Origin of the sequence: Streptomyces sp. NPDC051636 (assembly GCF_044453765.1) — a bacterium.
Classification (GTDB): Bacteria; Actinomycetota; Actinomycetes; order Streptomycetales; family Streptomycetaceae; genus Streptomyces.
This window is the reverse complement of record NZ_JBITDA010000002.1, coordinates 171,950-189,925: the sequence shown is the minus strand read 5'-3', so window position 1 is coordinate 189,925 and position 17,976 is coordinate 171,950. Positions and strand designations below refer to the sequence as shown.

The 17,976-nt window shown below is 71.1% G+C and carries 17 protein-coding genes and 1 pseudogene; 7 read left to right on the top strand and 11 right to left on the bottom strand.

Annotated elements, in window-relative coordinates; genetic code table 11:
* Positions 1–189 precede the first annotated feature (189 nt).
* Entirely contained in the window at positions 190–2,649 is a 2,460-nt protein-coding gene (locus ACIBBH_RS04440) for a SpoIIE family protein phosphatase (RefSeq protein ID WP_399401817.1), read from the bottom strand.
* Between the two features lie 513 nt (positions 2,650–3,162).
* Between ACIBBH_RS04440 and ACIBBH_RS04435 the strand changes: the two genes are divergently transcribed.
* The 4 genes from ACIBBH_RS04435 to ACIBBH_RS04420 all read left to right on the top strand — a co-directional run bounded on the left by ACIBBH_RS04435 (position 3,163) and on the right by ACIBBH_RS04420 (position 7,229).
* Positions 3,163–4,170: a sugar ABC transporter substrate-binding protein gene (locus ACIBBH_RS04435; RefSeq protein ID WP_399401815.1), complete on the top strand. Its 1,008-nt coding sequence runs from the start codon at positions 3,163–3,165 to the stop codon at positions 4,168–4,170.
* Positions 4,171–4,313: 143 nt separating this feature from the next.
* Entirely contained in the window at positions 4,314–5,309 is a 996-nt protein-coding gene (locus ACIBBH_RS04430; protein ID WP_399401813.1) for an ABC transporter permease, read from the top strand.
* Positions 5,306–6,145: an ATP-binding cassette domain-containing protein gene (locus tag ACIBBH_RS04425; protein ID WP_399401811.1), complete on the top strand. Its 840-nt coding sequence runs from the start codon at positions 5,306–5,308 to the stop codon at positions 6,143–6,145. The genes ACIBBH_RS04430 and ACIBBH_RS04425 overlap by 4 nt, the downstream gene beginning before the upstream one ends.
* A 67-nt stretch (positions 6,146–6,212) precedes the next feature.
* Positions 6,213–7,229 (top strand): LacI family DNA-binding transcriptional regulator, encoded by a 1,017-nt coding sequence (locus ACIBBH_RS04420; RefSeq protein ID WP_399401809.1) that lies wholly within the window; start codon positions 6,213–6,215, stop codon positions 7,227–7,229.
* A 3-nt stretch (positions 7,230–7,232) separates the two neighbouring features.
* On the opposite strand, the gene ACIBBH_RS04415 is transcribed toward ACIBBH_RS04420, so the two are convergent.
* Both ACIBBH_RS04415 and ACIBBH_RS04410 read right to left on the bottom strand, forming a co-directional pair.
* A complete protein-coding gene (locus tag ACIBBH_RS04415; RefSeq protein ID WP_399401808.1) occupies positions 7,233–7,922 on the bottom strand; it encodes a CAP domain-containing protein in 690 nt (229 codons plus the stop codon).
* A 417-nt stretch (positions 7,923–8,339) separates the two neighbouring features.
* Positions 8,340–9,059, bottom strand: coding sequence for a TetR/AcrR family transcriptional regulator (locus ACIBBH_RS04410; RefSeq protein WP_399401806.1), 720 nt, complete (start codon positions 9,057–9,059; stop codon positions 8,340–8,342).
* A 77-nt stretch (positions 9,060–9,136) separates the two neighbouring features.
* Here ACIBBH_RS04410 and ACIBBH_RS04405 point away from each other — a divergent pair, with 77 nt between their 5' ends.
* A complete protein-coding gene (locus ACIBBH_RS04405) occupies positions 9,137–9,850 on the top strand; it encodes a DUF4386 domain-containing protein (RefSeq protein WP_399401804.1) in 714 nt (237 codons plus the stop codon).
* A gap of 47 nt (positions 9,851–9,897) precedes the next feature.
* Here ACIBBH_RS04405 and ACIBBH_RS04400 read toward each other — a convergent pair whose 3' ends face one another.
* The 7 genes from ACIBBH_RS04400 to ACIBBH_RS04370 form a co-directional block, all read right to left on the bottom strand.
* A complete protein-coding gene (locus tag ACIBBH_RS04400; RefSeq protein ID WP_399401802.1) occupies positions 9,898–10,920 on the bottom strand; it encodes a histidinol-phosphate transaminase in 1,023 nt (340 codons plus the stop codon).
* A gap of 3 nt (positions 10,921–10,923) precedes the next feature.
* Positions 10,924–11,943 carry a 3-oxoacyl-ACP synthase III family protein gene (locus ACIBBH_RS04395; protein ID WP_399401800.1) on the bottom strand — a complete coding sequence of 340 codons (1,020 nt, stop codon included), beginning with the start codon at positions 11,941–11,943 and terminating at the stop codon, positions 10,924–10,926.
* Positions 11,940–12,593, bottom strand: a complete 654-nt coding sequence (locus tag ACIBBH_RS04390) for an SRPBCC family protein (protein ID WP_399401798.1) — start codon at positions 12,591–12,593, stop codon at positions 11,940–11,942. The genes ACIBBH_RS04395 and ACIBBH_RS04390 overlap by 4 nt, the downstream gene beginning before the upstream one ends.
* Entirely contained in the window at positions 12,565–14,295 is a 1,731-nt protein-coding gene (locus tag ACIBBH_RS04385) for a thiamine pyrophosphate-binding protein (protein WP_399401796.1), read from the bottom strand. Before ACIBBH_RS04385 ends, ACIBBH_RS04390 begins: the two co-directional genes overlap by 29 nt.
* Positions 14,292–15,308: a GlxA family transcriptional regulator gene (locus ACIBBH_RS04380; RefSeq protein ID WP_399401794.1), complete on the bottom strand. Its 1,017-nt coding sequence runs from the start codon at positions 15,306–15,308 to the stop codon at positions 14,292–14,294. Before ACIBBH_RS04380 ends, ACIBBH_RS04385 begins: the two co-directional genes overlap by 4 nt.
* 141 nt (positions 15,309–15,449) lie before the next feature.
* Entirely contained in the window at positions 15,450–16,091 is a 642-nt protein-coding gene (locus tag ACIBBH_RS04375; protein ID WP_399402735.1) for a hypothetical protein, read from the bottom strand.
* Positions 16,036–16,194: a hypothetical protein gene (locus ACIBBH_RS04370; RefSeq protein WP_399402690.1), complete on the bottom strand. Its 159-nt coding sequence runs from the start codon at positions 16,192–16,194 to the stop codon at positions 16,036–16,038. The genes ACIBBH_RS04375 and ACIBBH_RS04370 overlap by 56 nt, the downstream gene beginning before the upstream one ends.
* Before the next feature lie 32 nt (positions 16,195–16,226).
* Between ACIBBH_RS04370 and ACIBBH_RS04365 the strand changes: the two are divergent.
* A pseudogene (locus ACIBBH_RS04365) lies at positions 16,227–16,451 on the top strand (carboxymuconolactone decarboxylase family protein); the annotation flags it as partial.
* A gap of 102 nt (positions 16,452–16,553) precedes the next feature.
* On the opposite strand, the gene ACIBBH_RS04360 reads toward ACIBBH_RS04365, so the two are convergent.
* Positions 16,554–16,757, bottom strand: coding sequence for a cold-shock protein (locus ACIBBH_RS04360; protein WP_397963618.1), 204 nt, complete (start codon positions 16,755–16,757; stop codon positions 16,554–16,556).
* A 364-nt stretch (positions 16,758–17,121) separates the two neighbouring features.
* Here ACIBBH_RS04360 and ACIBBH_RS04355 point away from each other — a divergent pair, with 364 nt between their 5' ends.
* On the top strand, positions 17,122–17,937 hold the full coding sequence (locus ACIBBH_RS04355) for an SAM-dependent methyltransferase (protein ID WP_399402688.1): 816 nt from the start codon (positions 17,122–17,124) through the stop codon (positions 17,935–17,937).
* The last annotated feature ends 39 nt before the right edge of the window (positions 17,938–17,976 follow it).

Below are 17,976 nucleotides of genomic sequence, written 5' to 3'. Positions count from 1 at the left end.
GGACCCGGGAGCCTTCCGGGCGGAGCCGCGCCCACCGGGGAAGCGGGCGTCGTCGGTGACCTCCGCCACGCACTCGGCGGGAGGCACGCATGACCGCGCCTCCTCGCCGGTGGTGAACTCGGCCTCCGCGAGGACCAGACCCTGCAGGCGGTCCAGCGGCCGGCAGAGAGGCGAGCGCTGGGGACCCGTTCAGCCGTCGGTGAGGAACTGTTCGGTCCACACGGTCTTGCCGGTGGCGTGGTGGCGGGTGCCCCAGCGGTGGGTGAGCCGGCCGATGAGGAGGAGGCCGCGTCCGCCTTCGTCGTAGGTGTGGGCGCGGCGCATGTGGGGTGTGGTGTTGCCTGAGTCGGTCACTTCACACGTGAGGGTGTGGTGGGTGTGGATGAGACGGAGGCGGATGGGGGGTTGCCCGTAGCGGATGGCGTTGGTGACGAGTTCGCTGACGACGAGTTCGGTGATGAAGGCGGCCTCGCCGAGGTGCCAGGTGGTGAGCTGGTCGGTGGCCTGCTGGCGGGCGTGGGCGACGATGGCGGGGTCGGAGGGCAGGTGCCAGGTGGCGACCCGGTCGGCGTGCAGGGCGTGGGTGCGGGCGATGAGCAGGGCGATGTCGTCGTCGGGGCGGTGGGTGAGCATGGCGGCCAGCACCCGGTCGCAGACGGTGTCGAGGCTGCTCGCGGGGCGGGCGAGGGCGGCGAACATCTTGTCCAGGGCGTCGTCGATGTCGTGGTGGCGTACGTCGAGCAGGCCGTTGGTGTAGAGGGCGAGCAGACTGCCTTCGGGCAGCTCGGTCTCGAAGGCTTCGAAGGGCAGACCGCCCAGGCCCAGCGGTGGGCCGGGGGGTGCGTCGAGGAAGCGGACGGCGCCGGTGGGGGTGACGACGGCGGGCGGGGGGTGGCCGGCGCGGGCGGCGCTGAGGCGCCGGGTGACGGGGTCGTATACGGCGTAGAGGCAGGTGGTGCCGACACCGCCGGCGGTTTCCGCGGTGGCGCCGTCCGGGTCGGGTCCGGTTTCGTCGGCGGCGAGGTGGAGGACGAGGTCGTCGAGGTGGGTGAGGAGTTCGTCGGGGGGCAGGTCGACGTCGGCGAGGGTGCGTACGGCGGTGCGGACGCGGCCCATGGTGGCGGAGGCGCGGATGCCGTGACCGACGACGTCGCCGACGACGAGGGCGACGCGGGTGCCGGAGAGGGGGATGACGTCGAACCAGTCGCCCCCGACACCGGCGCGGCCGGCGGCGGGCAGGTAGCGGGTGGCGATGTCCACGGCTCCCTGCTCGGGCAGCGTCCGGGGGAGCAGGCTGCGCTGCAGGGTCATGGTGGTGGTGTGCTCCCGCGGGGCATGGCGGTCGCCGTGGATGCTGGTGGCTGCTTTGGCCGCCAGCTGTTCGGCCAGCCACAGGTCGTCGGCGTCGAAGGGGTCGGGACGCCGGTGGCGCGCGAAGAGGGCGACGCCGAGCGTGGTGCCGGCCGCCCGCACCGGCACGACCATCAGCGAATGCGTCCCGGTTTCGCGGATCCAGGAGGCCTGGGGATCCCCCTCCACCCAGCGGGCGAGGGCCGCGTCGGTGCCCGCGTACACGGCGCCGTGGCCCTGGGCCAGGCACTGCCCCGCCGGCGACCACACCGGGTACCGGGATGCTTCTCCCGCCCGCAAGGAGACGGGGCCCTCACCGGGCACGGGCACGGACCGCACTGCGGCACGGCCCGTCGCCAGGGGCCCGGCCTTCGCCGCGGCGGGCCGCTCGCCGACCCCGGGGCCGTGCAGCAGATCAACGACGGCCACGTCCGCGAACCCGGGCACGGCGACCTCGGTCAGCTCCTGCGCGGTGCGCTGAATGCCGGTACCCGTACCGACGCGCACCATGGCGTCGTTGAGCAGGCGCATCCGCTGCCGCATGAGGTGCTCCGGCAGATCGACCACCAGGCACACGCCGCGGACCCGCCCGGCGGGGTCTTCGACGGGGGTGAGTGAGCCCTGCCAGCCGCGCTCCGCACCGGCACCGGTGGCACCGGCGGGCTGGAGGCAGACCCGCACGGACTGCGGCTCGCCATGGTCGAGAGCCAGCCGCATCGCCGTCTCGGCCCGGTCGCTCAACGGGTGCGGCACGATCTCCGGCAGACGCAGCCCGCGCATCGTCTCCTCACCCAGGGACAGCACACGCTCCATCCCGGCCGTGGCCCGCACCAGCCGTAGATCCTCGTCGAAGACCGCCAGGACGCAGGGCGACTGATCAAAAGCCCATTCCGCCAGTGCCGCACCGCCGCGCGTGCGCGCCGCGCCCGTGACGGCGGACATCACCAGCCACCCCGCGCCCGGGTCAGCCGTGCCGCGGTGGTGCGCCAGCAGATTGCGCTCGAGCCGGTGGCCGTCGCGGTGCCGCAGCGCCACGGTGCCGCTCCACATCCGGCATGCGGCCGCGTCCCGCCACGCCCGCGCGCCGGCCTCGCCGCCGTCGCCGGTGCCGCCGGCGAGCAGGCGTGCGGCCCGGTGCCCCACGACCTCCGAGGCCGGGTAACCCAGCAGCCGTCTCGCCCCGTCGCTCCAACCGGTCACGATGCCCTGCTCGTTGACGGTGGCCGTGGCCGTGTAGGCCCCTTCCGGCACGGCGTGTGCAGGTGCCTGCCTGCCGTGAGGGGTGGGAAGTTGCTCCATCGCCGCTCATCCTCCGGGAACCTGCACGGCCGGGACCCTCTCAACCAGCATGATCCTGGGCGCGTCGGAGCACCAGTCTCTGGGATCGACCCGGCCGATCCGTCAGAGGAGATCCCCTGCGCTTCGCCGTCGTCACGCCGCGCGGCGAAGCCGTGGCCGCCGCGCCCGCGCCGGGCCCGCGCGAGCGGGAGACCCTGCGGCACATCGCCGCGGGCCGCAGCTTCCCGCAGACGGCTCGCCGCATGGGGCTGTCCAAGCACACGGTCGACGCCGGCGGAGCCGCGCCGTGCCGGACGGGACGCGGGCCCGCCTTGGTCACCCTGATGATCCCTCCTCGACTCCGCGTTGCTGTTTTGTTATGGATCCAGGGCATTGACGTTGCCGGAGCCCCGCGCCCATCATCTTGCCCACGCGATGTCAACGCTGACATATGTCAACGCTGACATCGCTCCCGCCCGGCGCCAGTTGCTGTATGCCAGGGCGTTTCCCTACTCGGCCACCAGGGGGCTGATCGTGTCCCGTACGACTCGCAGCGTGCTCAGAATCGTTTCCTGTGCGACGGTCGCAACGCTGGCTCTCTCCGCCTGCGGCTCCGGTTCCAAGGGTTCCTCCGGCTCCGGGGGAACCGTGAAGGTGGGGCTGATCACCAAGACCGAGACCAACCCGTTCTTCGTCAAGATGAAGGAGGGCGCCGAGAAGGCCGCCAAGGCCGAGGGCGTCCAGCTCATGACCGCGGCCGGCAAGTTCGACGGCGACAACTCCAGTCAGGTCACCGCCATCGAGAACATGGTCTCCGCGGGGGTCAAGGGCATCCTCATCACCCCCAGCGACTCCAAGGCCATCGTGCCGGCCATTCAGAAGGCTCGCGCCAAGGGCGTGCTGGTCATCGCGCTGGACACGCCGACCGAGCCGCAGAGCGCCACCGATGCCCTGTTCGCCACCGACAACTTCACGGCGGGCAAGCTGATCGGCGAGTACGCCAAGGCCGTCATGGCGGGCGAGTCGGCCAGGATCGCCACTTTGGACCTGGCCCCCGGTGTCTCCGTCGGCGTGCAGCGCCACAACGGCTTCCTGCAGGGCTTCGGCATCAAGGAGGGCGACTCCTCCATCGTCTGCTCGCAGGACACCGGCGGTGACCAGACCAAGGGCCAGACCGCGATGGAGAACTGCCTGCAGAAGGACCCCTCCATCAACCTCGTCTACACCATCAACGAGCCCGCCGCGCTGGGCGCCTACACCGCGCTGAAGGCCAAGGGCCGGGAGAAGGACGTGCTGATCGTCTCCGTCGACGGCGGCTGCACCGGCACCAAGGCCGTCCAGGGCGGCACGATCGCCGCCACCTCCCAGCAGTACCCGCTGAAGATGGCGAAGCTGGGTGTCGAGGCGGTGGCTGACTATGGCAAGAACGGGAAGAAGGCATCCGGTTACACCGACACCGGAGTCACTCTGATCACGGACAAGCCGGAGAAGGGCGTGGACTCCAAGGACACCACGTTCGGTCTCGCCAACTGCTGGGGCTGATCGGCCAGTCGGCCGTCGGCACCGGGCGAATCGACGGTGACGACCGGCCGCACTGTCCGGGCTCCGCCCTCCGCGACGAGCCCGAAAGGTGCCCGGCACCCGCCCCGCCTTCCGTCCTGCCCGTCCCCCCCGCAAGGACTTCCATGACTGCCTCCACAGCCCCGTACGCGAAGCTGCAGGCGCCGACCGTGGCCCGCCGCCTGCTCACCGCTCCGACCACAGGGCCGCTGGCCGCTCTCCTTCTGGCCTGCGTCTTCTTCTCCCTGAGCACCGACCAGTTCCTCAGCGGCGGCAACTTCTCCCTGATCATCCAGCAGGTCATGGTGGTCGGCACGCTCGCCATCGGCCAGACGCTGATCATCCTGACCGCGGGCATCGACCTGTCCTGCGGCGCGGTCATGGCCTTCGGCGGGATACTCATCGCCAAGCTCGCCGCCGAGGGAACCGTTCCGCCGCTCGTCGCCATCGCTCTGGGCCTGGGAGTCTGCGCGCTGTTCGGCCTGGTCAACGGCGCGCTGGTGCAGGTCGTCCCGCTGCCCCCGTTCATCGTGACCCTGGGCATGCTCAACGTGGCCTCCGCGCTGACGCACATCTACTCCAACGAGCAGACCGTCACCAACCTGCCGGGTGCGCTCACCGCGCTCGGCGAGACGTTCCCGCTCGGCCGCACCGACGTCACGTACGGCTCGGTCCTCACACTCGCCCTGTTCGGGCTGTTCGCCTATGTGCTCAGCAGCACCGCCTGGGGCCGGCACGTCTACGCGCTGGGCAACAGCCAGGAGACCGCCCGCCTGACCGGTATCCGCACCGGCCGGCTCACCATCGGCGTCTACGCCCTGGCCGGACTGGTCTACGGCATCGCCGCACTGCTGCTGGTCTCGCGCACGGGGGTGGGCGACCCGCAGGCCGGGCAGACCGACAACCTGGACAGCATCACGGCGGTCGTGCTCGGCGGCACCAGCCTCTTCGGTGGCCGCGGCAACGTGCTCGGCACGCTGATCGGCGCCCTGATCGTGGGTGTCTTCCGCAACGGCCTGCAGCTGATGGGCGTCCCCTCCATCTACCAGACCCTGATCACCGGGGTCCTGGTGATCCTCGCCGTCACCGTCGACCAGATCTCCCGTAGGAAGGCGCGATGAGCACCCACAACGCAGCCGTGCCCGTGCTCCGGGCCCGCGGCCTCGTCAAGCGCTACGGTCACGTGACCGCGCTGGACGGCGCGGACTTCGAACTGCTGCCCGGCGAGGTCATGGCCGTGATCGGCGACAACGGCGCCGGCAAGTCCACGCTGATCAAGGCGCTGACCGGGGCGCTGACCCCGGACCAGGGCGAGATACTGCTGAACGGCAAGCGCGTCAGCTTCCACGGTCCCATCGACGCCCGCCGCCACGGTATCGAGACCGTGTACCAGGATCTGGCGGTGGCACCCTCGATGGACATCGCCTCCAACATGTTCCTGGGGCGGGAGATACGCCGCCGGGGGCCGCTCGGCAGCGTCCTGCGCATGCTCGACAAGAAGCGCATGCGTCTGGAGGCCGCGGAACACATGGCCGAGCTCAAGATCGGACTGGGGTCGCTGACGCAGTCGGTGGAGACGCTCTCCGGCGGTCAGCGGCAGGCGGTCGCGGTGGCCCGGGCGGTGGCGTGGGCCAGCAGTGTGGTCGTGATGGACGAGCCGACCGCCGCGCTGGGCGTCAAGGAGTCCGGGCAGGTCCTCGACCTGATCCGGCGGGTGCGGGACAGGGGCCTGCCGGTGGTGCTCATCAGCCACAACATGCCCCATGTCTTCGAGATCGCCGACCGGATCCACGTCCAGCGGCTGGGCCGCAGGGCGGCACTGATCAAGCCGGGCGACTACTCCATGTCCGAGGTCGTCGCGATCATGACGGGGGCGCTCCAGGTGGAGGCCGACGGCAAGGGAACGGTCGTGGCCGACGAGGGGGCCGCCAAGGCGGCCGGCCTTTCGGAGGGCTGACGGAGGCGCGGGTGGCGTGGATGGCAAGATTCATTCACGCCATCATCGTTTCGAAGGGGATGTGACCATGTCTGTGGCCCGTCGGCCCACGCTCAGCGATGTGGCGCAGCAGGTCGGCGTCAGTGCCAAGACGGTGTCGCGGGTGCTCAACGGTGAGGGACCGGTCGCCGCCGAGACCCGGGAGCGCGTGATGGAGGCCGTCCAGCGGCTCGGTTTCCGACCCAATCTGATGGCGCGTCATATGCGGCTCGGAAAGAGTGACACCGCCATCGGGCTGATCGTGCCGGACATGAGCAATCCGTTCTTCGCCACGGTGGCGAGCGGGATCGAGTCGGTGACGCACGGCCGGGGTCTCACCCTGCTCGTCGGTTCGTCCGCCCAGGACGCCGAGCGGGAACGCTCCCTGGTCGGCACCTTCCTGGCCCGCCGGGTCAGCGCCCTGCTCGTGGCGCCGACCGTGAAGGCGGATCACGGTTACCTCAAGGCGGACCGCTCCGCGGGTCTGCCGGTGGTCTTCCTCGACCGTCCCGGAACCGGCCTGGCCGCGGACAGCGTGCTCAGCTCCAACCGGCGGGGCGGCCACGAGGGCACCGCGCACCTGATCATGCACGGCCACCGCAGGATCGGCTTCGTCGGGGACGCACCCACCGCCGTCTACACCCGCCGGATGCGCCTGCGGGGCTACCGGGACGCCCTCGCGGAAGCCGGACTGCCCTACGACAAGGCGCTGGTGCTGGGCGGCCACGACGTGCGGTCGGCGGCCGGCGCGACCGAGCGCCTGCTGAAACTGGCGGACCCGCCGACCGCACTGTTCGCGGCGAACAACTTCGCCTCGATGGGGGCTCTGGCGTGCCTCGCCCGGACCGGCCGCAAGGATGTCGCGCTCGTCGGTTTCGACGACATCCCGCTCGCCGAACTCCTCGAGCCCGCCCTCACCGTCGTCGCCCAGGACCCGGCGGCCATGGGCGCCACGGCCGCGACGATCGCGCTGGCCCGCCTGGACGGCGACCGCACCCGGGCTCGCTCCACGGAGATTCCCACACGGCTGATCCCGCGCGGCTCGGGGGAGCTGCGGCCCCGCTGACGGTCAGCGGGGTGTGCCGAAGTCCTGCGTCCAGTAGTTGCCGGGCTGCGCGAGGCCAACGCCGATGTCCTTGAAATCGCAGTCCAGGATGTTGCGCTTGTGACCGGGGCTGGACATCCAGCCCGCCATGACCTGCTCGGGGGTGGAGTACCCGTACGCGACGTTCTCGCCGTAGGCGCTCCAGGTGTAGCCGGCGCGCGTGATCCGTGCGCCCGGATCAGAACCGTCGGAGCCGGTGTGCGACATGTTCTGGTGCTTCGCCATGTCGGTGCTGTGATCCTGGGCGGCCTTCGTGAGCTTCGCGTTCAGGGTCAGGGGGGAGCAGCCCACCTTGCCGCGCTCGCTGTTGACCAGGGCCACGATACGAGCCGCGGCGCCGGATGCCGGGGCCGTGGTGGCGGGGGCGCTCGGGGATGCGGTGGCGGGCGCCTTGGGTGCGGCGGTCGCCGTCGGAGCGGGCGCGGTGGCCGCCTGCGAAGCCGGCGCCGGGGACTGCGAGGTCCACCCGCCGTACTTCCAGGGCTGCTGCAAGGACGCGTTCCGCCAGTTCCTCCACTGAGCGGAGCCCTCGGTGTCCTCGGTGCCCTGATCGTTCAGACAGGCCATGGCGGCGGACGGTACTGCCAGCGCGCTGAGCGCGACGGCGGCGATGGCTATCTGCCGGTGGCGGGTCTTCCTGCGGTGCTTCCTCATACGGGCCTCGCTCGGTCGTAGCGGGGTGCGCCTCCGGTAGCTCGGCTCAGCGCGGACGCTGTGCCTGAGCTGCGGCGACGCCTTGTGGGGCCGTCATTGTTAAAACCCCGGTGAGCGAGCGGCAACGAGCGCGGGTACTAGCCGGCCTCGTAGCCCGCGAAGGCCCTTGAATCGGGCGTACGAGTGTGCTGAACCGGCCGGCCGGGGCGCGGCAAGACCTGGCGCGGTGTCAGAAAGGCGGGGGTGGCTGGCGAACGGCGTGACGGAACCGGATGGGGTGCGGGCCGCCGGGGTACGTGCGGCCTATGTCCGTTTACGGACGGCAAGTCTCCCTATATCGCCCAGCTCTGCTCTACTACCGGACCGCGTTGACGCCGGAGGTCGGTGTGATGGATGTCACCGCAGGCCGCATCCCTGCTACCCGGTCCGGGGGCGCTCGGCCCGTGTGGAGCTCCAGGACCGCTGGTGGAGTCGCTCGATTCCGTCGAGGAGGAGGTCGAGGGCGAACTCGAACTCGAACTGGTCGTCGCAGGTGCTGCCGACGGCCGAGCCGGGGTCGTGGGCGCCGGCGCCGGCGATCTCGGCGATGTGCGGGTACCGCAGGGCGATGTCGCGGAGCATGGCCTCCCGCAGTGCGGGGTCGGCGGGAGGGGAGGGTGTGGGGAACACCTCCTGGGTGAAGCCCCACATCCTGCTGCCGAGTGCGTGCATCGCGTGGTGCGCGAGGTCGGCGGAGAGTCCGCCGGCGCGGAAGGTGCCGATGAGGGAGTTCATGTAGTCCAGGACCACCGGTGAGGCGGCACTCCGGGACTCGATCACCTGCGGCGCCCAGGGATGGTGAAGCAGGGCCTGCCGCGCGGAGAGGACGCGTCCTCGGACTGCCTGCTTCCAACCCGAGTCCTCGGGAGGCGGGTCGATCTCGCCGATGACGACGTCGACCATGCCGTCGAGGAGCTCTTCCTTGTTCGCCACGTGTTTGTAGAGCGCCATCGGCACCACTCCGAGCTCCTGCGCGAGGTTGCGCATGCTCACCGCGTCGATGCCGGCCCGGTCGGCGAGTGCGACCGCGGTGCGCAGGACGTCAGGGCGGTTGAGTCGTGCCCGGGTGGCGGGGCGCGGGGCTCGGTCACTTGACACGGTGTACAGCGTACACCTACTGTCAGGCTCCCTGAAGGTGTACGCCGTACACCTCTGTCCCTCCGCAAGAGGTCGCCATGACATCCACCCGCCGAACCGCCGCCGTCGCCGGCGTTCTGTACTTCGTCACACACGTCACGTCGGTGACGGCGCTGGCCCTCTACGGGCCGGTCCTCGACGACGACCGCTTCATCACCGGCTCCGGATCCGACGCACCGGTGATCCTCGGGGCCCTTCTCGAGGTGGTGCTGGCGCTGGCGATCGTCGGCACCGCCGTCACGCTGTTCCCCGTCGTCAAGCGCACGAACGAAGCGATGGCGCTGGGGTACGTGGGGCTGCGCACCCTGGAGGCGGGCGTCGTGGCCGTCGGCGTCGTCCCCCTGCTGGCCGTGGTGACCCTGCGCCACGATCTCGCCGCCCCGTCCGGTGCCGTCCCGCTCGGGGAGGCGATGGTCGCCCTCCACAACTGGACCTTCCTGGTGGGCCCGAGCCTGGTGTGCGGAACCAACACCGTGCTCCTGGCCCGCTTGCTGTACCGGTCCCGGCTCGTGCCCCGGTTCATCCCCGTCCTGGGACTCGTCGGCGGTCCGCTGGTGTTCGCCTCGGGGGCTGTCCAGATGTTCGGCCTCATCGACCAGTTCTCGGTCGGGACCGCGCTCGCGGCCATCCCCGTGTTCGCCTGGGAGATATGCCTCGCCTTCTTCATGCTCACCAAGGGCTTCCGGGCTCCGGCCGAGGCACAGCCCGCCTCGGCGCCGTCCCCCACGCGCCCGCAGCCGGCAGCGTTGTAGTGCGAGCCGTGCGGTCGCCCCGGCGGGCGACCGCACCTGAGCCCGCTCTACGGACGTCTGCCCGGCGCCTGCGGTCGGCTCACCCCCGCGAGCGCGGTGAGCACGGCGTCGTTGGCCTCCCGGCCGCCGACGGTGAGCCGGAGTCCCTCGCCGGGGTAGTGGCGTGCCTGGACACCGGCGGCGGTGAGCGCGGCGGCGCCCTCGTCGACCGGATCGGGCGCGGCGAGCCAGACGGAGTTGGCGTGCCCCGGGCGTATGTGCCAGCCCTGGCCGACGAGTTCGTGCCGGAGCCGTTCGCGTTCGGCGACGACGGTGTCCACGCGTCGGCGCAGCTCACCGCCGGCCCGCAGTGAGGCCTTCACCGCCGCCGTTGCCACCGCGTTGATCCCGAAGGGCAGCTGGTGCCGGCGGATCCGTGCCACCAGGCCGGGCGCGCCGAGTCCGTAGCCGACCCGCAGGGCGGCGAGGCCGTACGCCTTGGAGAAGGTGCGCAGGACCAGCAGGTGGGGGTGCGCATCCAGCAGTGCTGCTGTGTCCGGCAGTTCGGTGCCGCGGGCGAACTCCACGTACGCCTCGTCGAGCAGCACGGTGACGTGCCGGGGGACCTGGCGCAGGAACGCCGACAGGTCCTCCGCGGTGACCAGGCTCCCGGTGGGGTTGTGCGGATTGCACAGCACCACGACGCGGGTCCGGTGGTCGAGCGCCGTGAGCAGGGCGCCCAGGTCCTGGCGTCCGTCCGGGGAGAGGGGTACGGGAACGGGCTGGGCGCCGACCATGGCCGCCAGCAGGGGATAGGCGTCGAAGGTGCGCCAGGCGTAGGCCATCGAGTCGCCGGGCTCGACCACCGCCTGGAGCAACTGCAGGGCCACGCCCACCGAGCCGCTGCCGACCACGACGCGGTCGGGGCCCACCCGGCACCAGGCGGCGATCCGCTCGATGAGGTCGTCGGGGTAGAACTGCGGGTACCGGTGGGCCTGCGCCACGGCCCGTCGCATCGCCTTGCGTACCGAGGGCAGTGGCGGATACGGGCTCTCGTTCAGGGCCAGTCGGTGCAGCACGGTGCTGTCCACGGGTCATCCCCGCCCGCCGTGCCAGCGGACGGCGACGGCACCGGCGAAGTCGCCCGCGTGCGCGAATCCCCCGAGCACCGTCAGGTCCCCGTCCTCGACCTGCCCGGAGCGGATCGCACGGTCCAGGGTGATCGGGATCGCCGCTCCGAAGAGATTCCCGTACTGGTCAAAGGTGTTCAGATGCCGTTCCGCCGGCAGCTGCAGCGCCTCTCGCCAGTTCCGCAGGAAGGTGCGGTTGGGCTGGTTGGTGATGAGGACGTCGATGTCGCAGGTTGCCACGCCGAGCCGTCGGCACAGGTCCGTGACCACCTCCGGGACGAGGCGGTTCCCGCGTGCCAGCACCTTGGCGACGCCGGCATCGGTGAAGCCGATCCGCAACTGGGACTCTCCCGGCTCCCAGTACTTGCGGCCGTCGTCGACCGCCAGCGTCATGTCCCCGGCGTACTCGCCGAGGTGCCGGGTCTCCACGTCGAGGACGGGGGCCCTGCCCGACGTCGTCACGTATCCCACGCCGCAGCCGTCGCCCGGGATCGCGGCCTGGGCGAGCCTGCGCACCTCGGACTGGGTGAAGCACTGGCCCGCGGCGCTCTGCGCGTTGCAGATCAGTGCCGTCTTCGCATCCGTGGTGGTGAGGATCTGCCGGGCCAGCTTCAGCATGTACACGAAGGACGCGCAGCCCGCGTTGGCCACGTCGACCAGCCACTCCGGGTTCAGACCCAGCCGGCGCGCCACCTCGGTGCCGGCGCCCACGAACGGCAGGTCCGGCAGCTGGCTGTGCACCAACAGCACGTCCACGTCCCGGATCTCATCCTTGCCGTGTCGTTCGATCAAGGGCTGTACGGCGCGCTCGACCATGTCCGCGTTGGTCTCGTCCGCGGCCACGTGGTGCCGTAACGGCGGGACCTTGAACATGGGGTGGTCGCGGAGCTTGTCCTCGGCTCCGGGGTAGTCGGTGTAGAACTCGGCGGGGACCGGTTCGCCGGGAAGGTAGCTCGCGACGTCGGTGAGGCTGACCGTGGTCACTGGGCCACCGCCTTCGCCGGGGCCACGCTGACCGGCAGGCCGTTGCGGTGGCGGTGTTCCAGGATCGCCTTGAGGTTGTTCATCTCCACGGTGTGCCCCGCGTAGAAGAGGTCCCAGTAGTCGCCCACCCAGGGCCGGTCCGGACGGGGAGTCAGGTCGGGGCGCGGGTTGTCGTCGTAGTAGGGGTGCCGGCAGTTGGTCCAGGTGATCACCGAACCCGGCCTGTTGAGCACCAGGCGAGCCGGCACGACGCGCATCAGGTAGATCATCCACAGCTTCTCGCCCTGGTCCCAGGAGCAGTGGTAGTCCACGGTCATCGCCTCGGGGTTGGCGACCACCTTGCAGTAGATCCTGGTGTCGTTCTCGAGCCGGTCGTGGCCGACCCACAGCCCCGGTGTGCCGGAGGGCGTGAAGTCCCGCAGGCTGCAGGTCCACTCCTCCAGGTGGTGACCCTGGCGCAGGTAGTCGTAGGCCTGCTCCGGAGGGCAGTCGACGTACTCGTGAATGGTGCAGTACTGCCCGTAGACCTGATGGTGGGGATAGACCGCGTGGGTGAGCTCCATGCAGTGGGCGGTCAGCTCCTCCTTGCCGGGGTTCTCGATCCGCATCAGACCGGGGATGTCAGCCAACGTGGACGACTCCTCGCTCATGTGAACTCTCCTTGCTGCTCGCTTCGTTGAAGGACTGGAAGGGAAGGAACGGGGGGACCTCCCGCGGGTCGCAGTCCAGCGCGACGAACGCCGGCCCGCCGTCCGCGTTGCCGCGCAGCAGCGCCTCGCGCAGCTGCGCCGCGTCCTCGGCCCCCGAGACCGCCAGAGTCGGGAAGGCGGCGGCCACCCCGGCGGCGAGGTCGGTCCGCGCGAACAGGTCGTCGTCGCGGACGCCGCCCTGGAGGAACTCCTCACGCAGCGCGCACATCGCGTGCGCGTTGTTGTTGAAGATGACGAAGGTCACCGGTGCGGCGTACTCCACGGCGGTGTGCACTTCCATCCCGTGCATGAGGAAGGCCCCGTCACCGGCGAGTACGTAGGTGCGCCGGCCGGTGGCGAGCGCGGCGCCGATTCCGGCACCGAAGGTGTAACCCATGCCGCCCATACCGACCGCCACCACGAAGCGGCCGTGACGCGGTGCCGGGAGGAGATGGACCGCGCTGGCCCCCGCGTTGCCGGCGTCCACGAAGACGTGCGCGTCCTGGGGGAGTGCCGCCTCCACCGCGGCGACCGCATCGGTGTAGGAGACGGTTCGCCCGAGGGCCGGAGAAACCGGGCCCGGCATACGCGTGGGGAGGGGCCCGGCGTGCCGCGGGCAGGCACGCGGGTGCGGAGGGAGACGGCCGGTCACCGCGCGCAGCGCGTCCCGCAGCTGCCCGCCCAGTGCGGTGCCCGCCACGAAGGGCGGTTCGGGACCGAGGCTGATGACCTCGGCGGTGGCCAGGGCCCGCTCCAGGCCGCCGCGTGCCAGCAGCGGCAGCCGGGTACCGGCCAGCAGGCACACGTCGGCCCGCCGCAGACAGTCCTCCACGTTGGCATGGCCCATCACCCCGGCCACGCCCGCGAACCGGGGATCACGGTTGTCGAAGACGTCCTTGGCGTCGGGGGTGACCGCCACCCACGCCCCCAGACGCCGGGCCAGCTCGGCCAGCTCCGCGCGCGCGTCCGCCGCGGCGACGCCCTCCCCGGCGATGACGAGGACGCGGCCGGCCCCGCGAAGAGCGTCCGACACGGCGGTGAGGGCGGCGGCGTCGGGCCGTGCCGCCGGTGCCGCCGGCGCCGGACTGCGACCGGGCCACCGGATCCGTGCCTGCTGCACGTCCTTCGGCAGCAGCAGCACCGCCGGCCCGCGCGGATCGGCCTGTGCCGCCGCCACCGCCCGGGGCAGCAACTCCGCGAGCGCGTCCGGGTCCTCCACCCGGGCGCAGAACCGGGAGACAGGCGCGAAGACCTCCCGGGCGTCGAAGGAACCCGCCCTGCCGCTGGAGTCCTGGAACGCCCCGTGGCCCTCCTGGCCGGTCGGCGGCTGCCCCACCAGGGCCAGCACGGGCACCCGGGAGGCGTACGCCTCGGCCAGGCCCGGTACGAGATTCATCGCACCGCCGCCCGAGGTGGCCGCGACAACGCCGAGGCGCCCGCTGGTACGGGCGTATCCGTCGGCCATCGTGACGGCGGAGAACTCGTGCTTGGCGACGATGCCGCGGACGGCGCCGCCGCGGTGTACGGCGTCGTACAGGTCCTCGATGTTCGCGCCACCGACACCGAACACATGGGTGACGCCGGCCCGGGCGAGTTCCCCGGCCAGGTGGTCGACCAGGCGTAACGCGCCTGCTTCGGGTGCGTTTGAGGTCGTGGTGGTCATACGGGACTCCTGTCCGTCTCGTGGTGCCGCTCGATGAGGCCGGAGGGCGAGAGGAGCTGAAAGCGGTGCCGGTACTCCTTCGGGGTGAGGCCCAGAGTCCGCCCGAAGGAGCGGAAGAAGGTCTCGGGGGCGGCGAATCCGCAGCGGTGCGCGATCTGGCCGATGGTCAGTTCGGTGGTTTCCAGCAACTCGCGGGCGCGGGCGATCCGTGTCCGTTCGACGTACTGGCCGGGGGTCATTCCCACCTCGCGCCGGAAGACCCGGGCGAAGTTGCGCAGGCTCATGTTGGCCCGCCGGGCGATCTCGGCGACGGACAGGCGGGTGTGGAGGTTTTTCAGGATCCACTCCTGTGCCGCCCGGATCGGCGGGTGGTCGGCCAACTGGGCGTCGAGGACGGTGCTGAACTGGGACTGTCCTCCGTGCCGCTTGAGGAACAGCACCAGGAACCGTGCCGTCTCCAGCGCGAGCGCCGCTCCGTGATCGGCCTCCACCAGGGCCAGCGCCATGTCGATCCCGGTCGACACGCCCGCGGAGGTCACGAAGGGGCCGTCCCAGACGAAGATCGGCTCGGCGTCCACCGTCACGTCCGGATAGCGGCAGGCCATCTCCTCGCTGTACGCCCAGTGTGTGGTGGCGCGTCTGCCGTCGAGAAGGCCCGCCTCGGCCAGCAGAAACGATCCACCACATACGGAGGCGACTCTGCGCGACCGGGTCGCCGCCCGGCCGATCCAGGAGACCAGCGCCCGGTCCCGAAGAGCGTCCCGGAGACTCCATCCGCCCGGCACGAGGAGCGTGTCGATCGGGCCCTGCCCCGCCTCCAGCGGCGAGGCCTCCACGATCACTCCCGAACTCATGCGCACCAGTGGTGCGTCGGCGGAGACGAAGTCGATCCGGTACGGGGTCGCCGACGGGGCAAGGAGCCGGTTGGCGGTATCTAACACTTCAATCGGTCCGGTGATGTCCAGGGCGAGCGCGCCCGCGTACACCACCACAACAACACGTCGCTCCAACACGGTCACAGCCTGTATCGGCAGTCGCACTGGCTGCAATGACAGATCAATGACGTATCCGGCCAACGAGCCGTCACCGGACCCGCAAAACATGCGCTGACCAGGCAATGGGTGGCCCAAACCGCTTGCGGTGGGTGAGTCAGTTCACAGAGTCCAGCCGACGCGCCGGCCTGGACGCGCGGCGTGCCACGGCGGTGTCAAAGGTCCAGGACGAGGTCCTCCATGGTCCCCGGCGGGCTGCGAGCAGCAGATGAGGGCGTTGCTCTCGGCCGGTGCCTCGATCGGCTCCGGCGCGCAGGCGACACGGCCGGAGAGCACGGCGGTCTCGCAGGCGTGGCAGACACCTGTACGGCAGGACCGCCGTGTGGGCACGTCGCACGCTCCGGCGAGTTCGGGCGGAGTCCCGTAGCCGGGATGCCATGGCGCGGTGAGGCCGCTGCGGGCGAACGACACGGTGGGACCCGGCTCTGGCCGGGAGGGTGGGCGGGCTGGTGCGGGACCCTGCCATTGCGGCACGATGCCGGGCGTGATGGCCGACAGCGCGCCGAAGGTCTCCGTGCGGATGCGGGCAGGCGCGAGCCCGCACGCGCCCAGAGCGCTGGTCATGTCCGTCATGAACACGGTCGGCCCGCACGGGTAGGCGTCCGCGTTCCGTGGCGGATCCAGGTCGCGTATCACCTGCGCCGAGAGCCTGCCCGCCGCGATGTGGCCGACGCCGATCCGGTCGCCGTCACGCGGACGGCTGTACGAGATGTGGGCACGGCTGTTCGGCGGTCGTGCCGGCAAGGCGCGTGTCTCGTCGGCGAAGGGGATGGTGGAGGCGGTCCCGCGCAGCGTGCAGCCACCACACCGGGCGTCGGGAGCGCGCGTCGGCGAGCGCGTGCAGCATGGCGAGCACGGGGGTCACACCGACTCCGGCCGCACACCAAGGACGCCGCGCACGCCGGGGAGGCCTCGGTGGCCCTCAACCCGGTCGCGGCCTGGCGGCACGGTCTTCACCGACGCCGGGCGGGCCGCCCCGGAACCGGCCGAACAGGGCACCCGCATCGCCGACGCCGCGGGCGGCGTCACCGACGAGGCGTGGGCGAACGCGCCAAGCACTACGACGAGGACCAGCTCGCCGCCCCCGGGTGTGACATTGCCCTTCAGAGGGACTCGCCGGCCGTCGGATACCGGTAGCCATCGGCGACGGCGCACGGTGCCCGGGCAGCGGGCGCTGCCCGGGCACCGTGCCCGCGTTCGGCATCGTCAGGCGGGAGTGATGTTCTCCGCCTGCGGGCCCTTCTGGCCCTGGGTGATGTCGAAGGTGACGGCCTGGCCTTCCTGAAGTTCGCGGTAGCCGCTGGCGTTGATGTTGGAGTAGTGCGCGAAGACGTCGGGGCCGCCTCCGTCCTGCGCGATGAAACCGAATCCCTTTTCGGCGTTGAACCACTTGACGGTGCCGCTGGCCATGTCGGTGCCTTCCAGTCGTTGGCGAGTCCGCACCGCGCGGACCCGGAGGTGGTCGTCCTGGTCCTCGGGCACTGCACAGCAAAACGCCCGCACCACAGCGCGGGCAGGGACTGCGAACCACGACATCTGCAGGTGACGCTACACCGCGACCGCGTTCCTCACCAGTAAGTAAGTACCGCCGGACGGCATCGTGTTGAGTTTTCGGCCCAGGGTCCACGCAGGTGCGAGTGGCACGGCCGGGCCCCGGCGTGCCGGAGTCCGGCTGGTGTTCATGGGCTTCGTCCCGCATGCCAGGATGATGCTCTGACAGTCACTCACATACGTTCATCCGGTGGCGGGACGAGAGTCCAGGACGGAGCCAGGCATCGTGACCTCCAGCAGCGGCAGCGGCGCTCACCCGTTCGAGATCGACACCAGCAGGCCCCACCCGGCCCGGATGTACGACTACTTCCTCGGCGGGAAGGACAACTACGAGGTCGACCGGGAGGCCGCCGAGCGGTTCATGAAGGCGGCCCCGGAGGTGCGGGCGGGTGTCCGCGCCAACCGGCACTTCATGCACCGCGCCGTCCGGCACGTCGTCGCGGAGGGCGGCATCCGGCAGATCCTCGACGTGGGCACGGGCCTGCCCACCGAGCCCAATGTGCACCAGATCGCGCGGGCCATCGCTCCCGAGACCCGCATCGTCTACGTCGACAACGATCCGATCGTCAGCGCCCACTCCATGGCCCTCATGGAGGGCACCGACATCTCCGTCGTCCTGGCCGACCTGCGTGACCCCCGCGCCGTCCTGGACGACCCCGAGGTGCGCAAGGTCATCGACTTCGACCAGCCGGTGGCGCTGCTGCTGGTGGCCGTCGTGCACTTCCTCGCCGACGCGGATGATCCGGACGCCGTCGTCACCACCCTCCGCGACGCGCTGCCCACCGGTTCGTACCTCGTCCTGTCGCACGCGACGGGCGACATGCACGAGGACCGGCGTGAGGACGCGGCGGCCGTCTACAACAGCGCCACCGCCAGCTTGAACCTCCGCCCCCACGCCCGGATTCTGGACTTCTTCGGTGACTTCACCCTGGTCGATCCCGGCCTGGTCCAAGTCCCGAACTGGCGGCCCGACGAGCCCCCGGAGCGCAACGCCCCGCCGATCGGACTCTACGGCGGAGTGGCCCGCAAAAACGGCTGACCGGCCAACGGCCCTGCCGGGTGCGGTCGTTGGCTGGGC

What these genes read in the sequence shown, in the direction of transcription:
- ACIBBH_RS04440 (WP_399401817.1), bottom strand. Translation starts at nt 2,649, where the DNA reads ATGGAGCAACTTCCCACCCCTCACGGCAGGCAGGCACCTGCACACGCC.
- ACIBBH_RS04430 (WP_399401813.1), top strand. Translation starts at nt 4,314, where the DNA reads ATGACTGCCTCCACAGCCCCGTACGCGAAGCTGCAGGCGCCGACCGTG.
- ACIBBH_RS04425 (WP_399401811.1), top strand. Translation starts at nt 5,306, where the DNA reads ATGAGCACCCACAACGCAGCCGTGCCCGTGCTCCGGGCCCGCGGCCTC.
- ACIBBH_RS04420 (WP_399401809.1), top strand. Translation starts at nt 6,213, where the DNA reads ATGTCTGTGGCCCGTCGGCCCACGCTCAGCGATGTGGCGCAGCAGGTC.
- ACIBBH_RS04415 (WP_399401808.1), bottom strand. Translation starts at nt 7,922, where the DNA reads ATGAGGAAGCACCGCAGGAAGACCCGCCACCGGCAGATAGCCATCGCC.
- ACIBBH_RS04405 (WP_399401804.1), top strand. Translation starts at nt 9,137, where the DNA reads ATGACATCCACCCGCCGAACCGCCGCCGTCGCCGGCGTTCTGTACTTC.
- ACIBBH_RS04390 (WP_399401798.1), bottom strand. Translation starts at nt 12,593, where the DNA reads ATGAGCGAGGAGTCGTCCACGTTGGCTGACATCCCCGGTCTGATGCGG.
- ACIBBH_RS04385 (WP_399401796.1), bottom strand. Translation starts at nt 14,295, where the DNA reads ATGACCACCACGACCTCAAACGCACCCGAAGCAGGCGCGTTACGCCTG.
- ACIBBH_RS04370 (WP_399402690.1), bottom strand. Translation starts at nt 16,194, where the DNA reads ATGCTGCACGCGCTCGCCGACGCGCGCTCCCGACGCCCGGTGTGGTGG.
- ACIBBH_RS04360 (WP_397963618.1), bottom strand. Translation starts at nt 16,757, where the DNA reads ATGGCCAGCGGCACCGTCAAGTGGTTCAACGCCGAAAAGGGATTCGGT.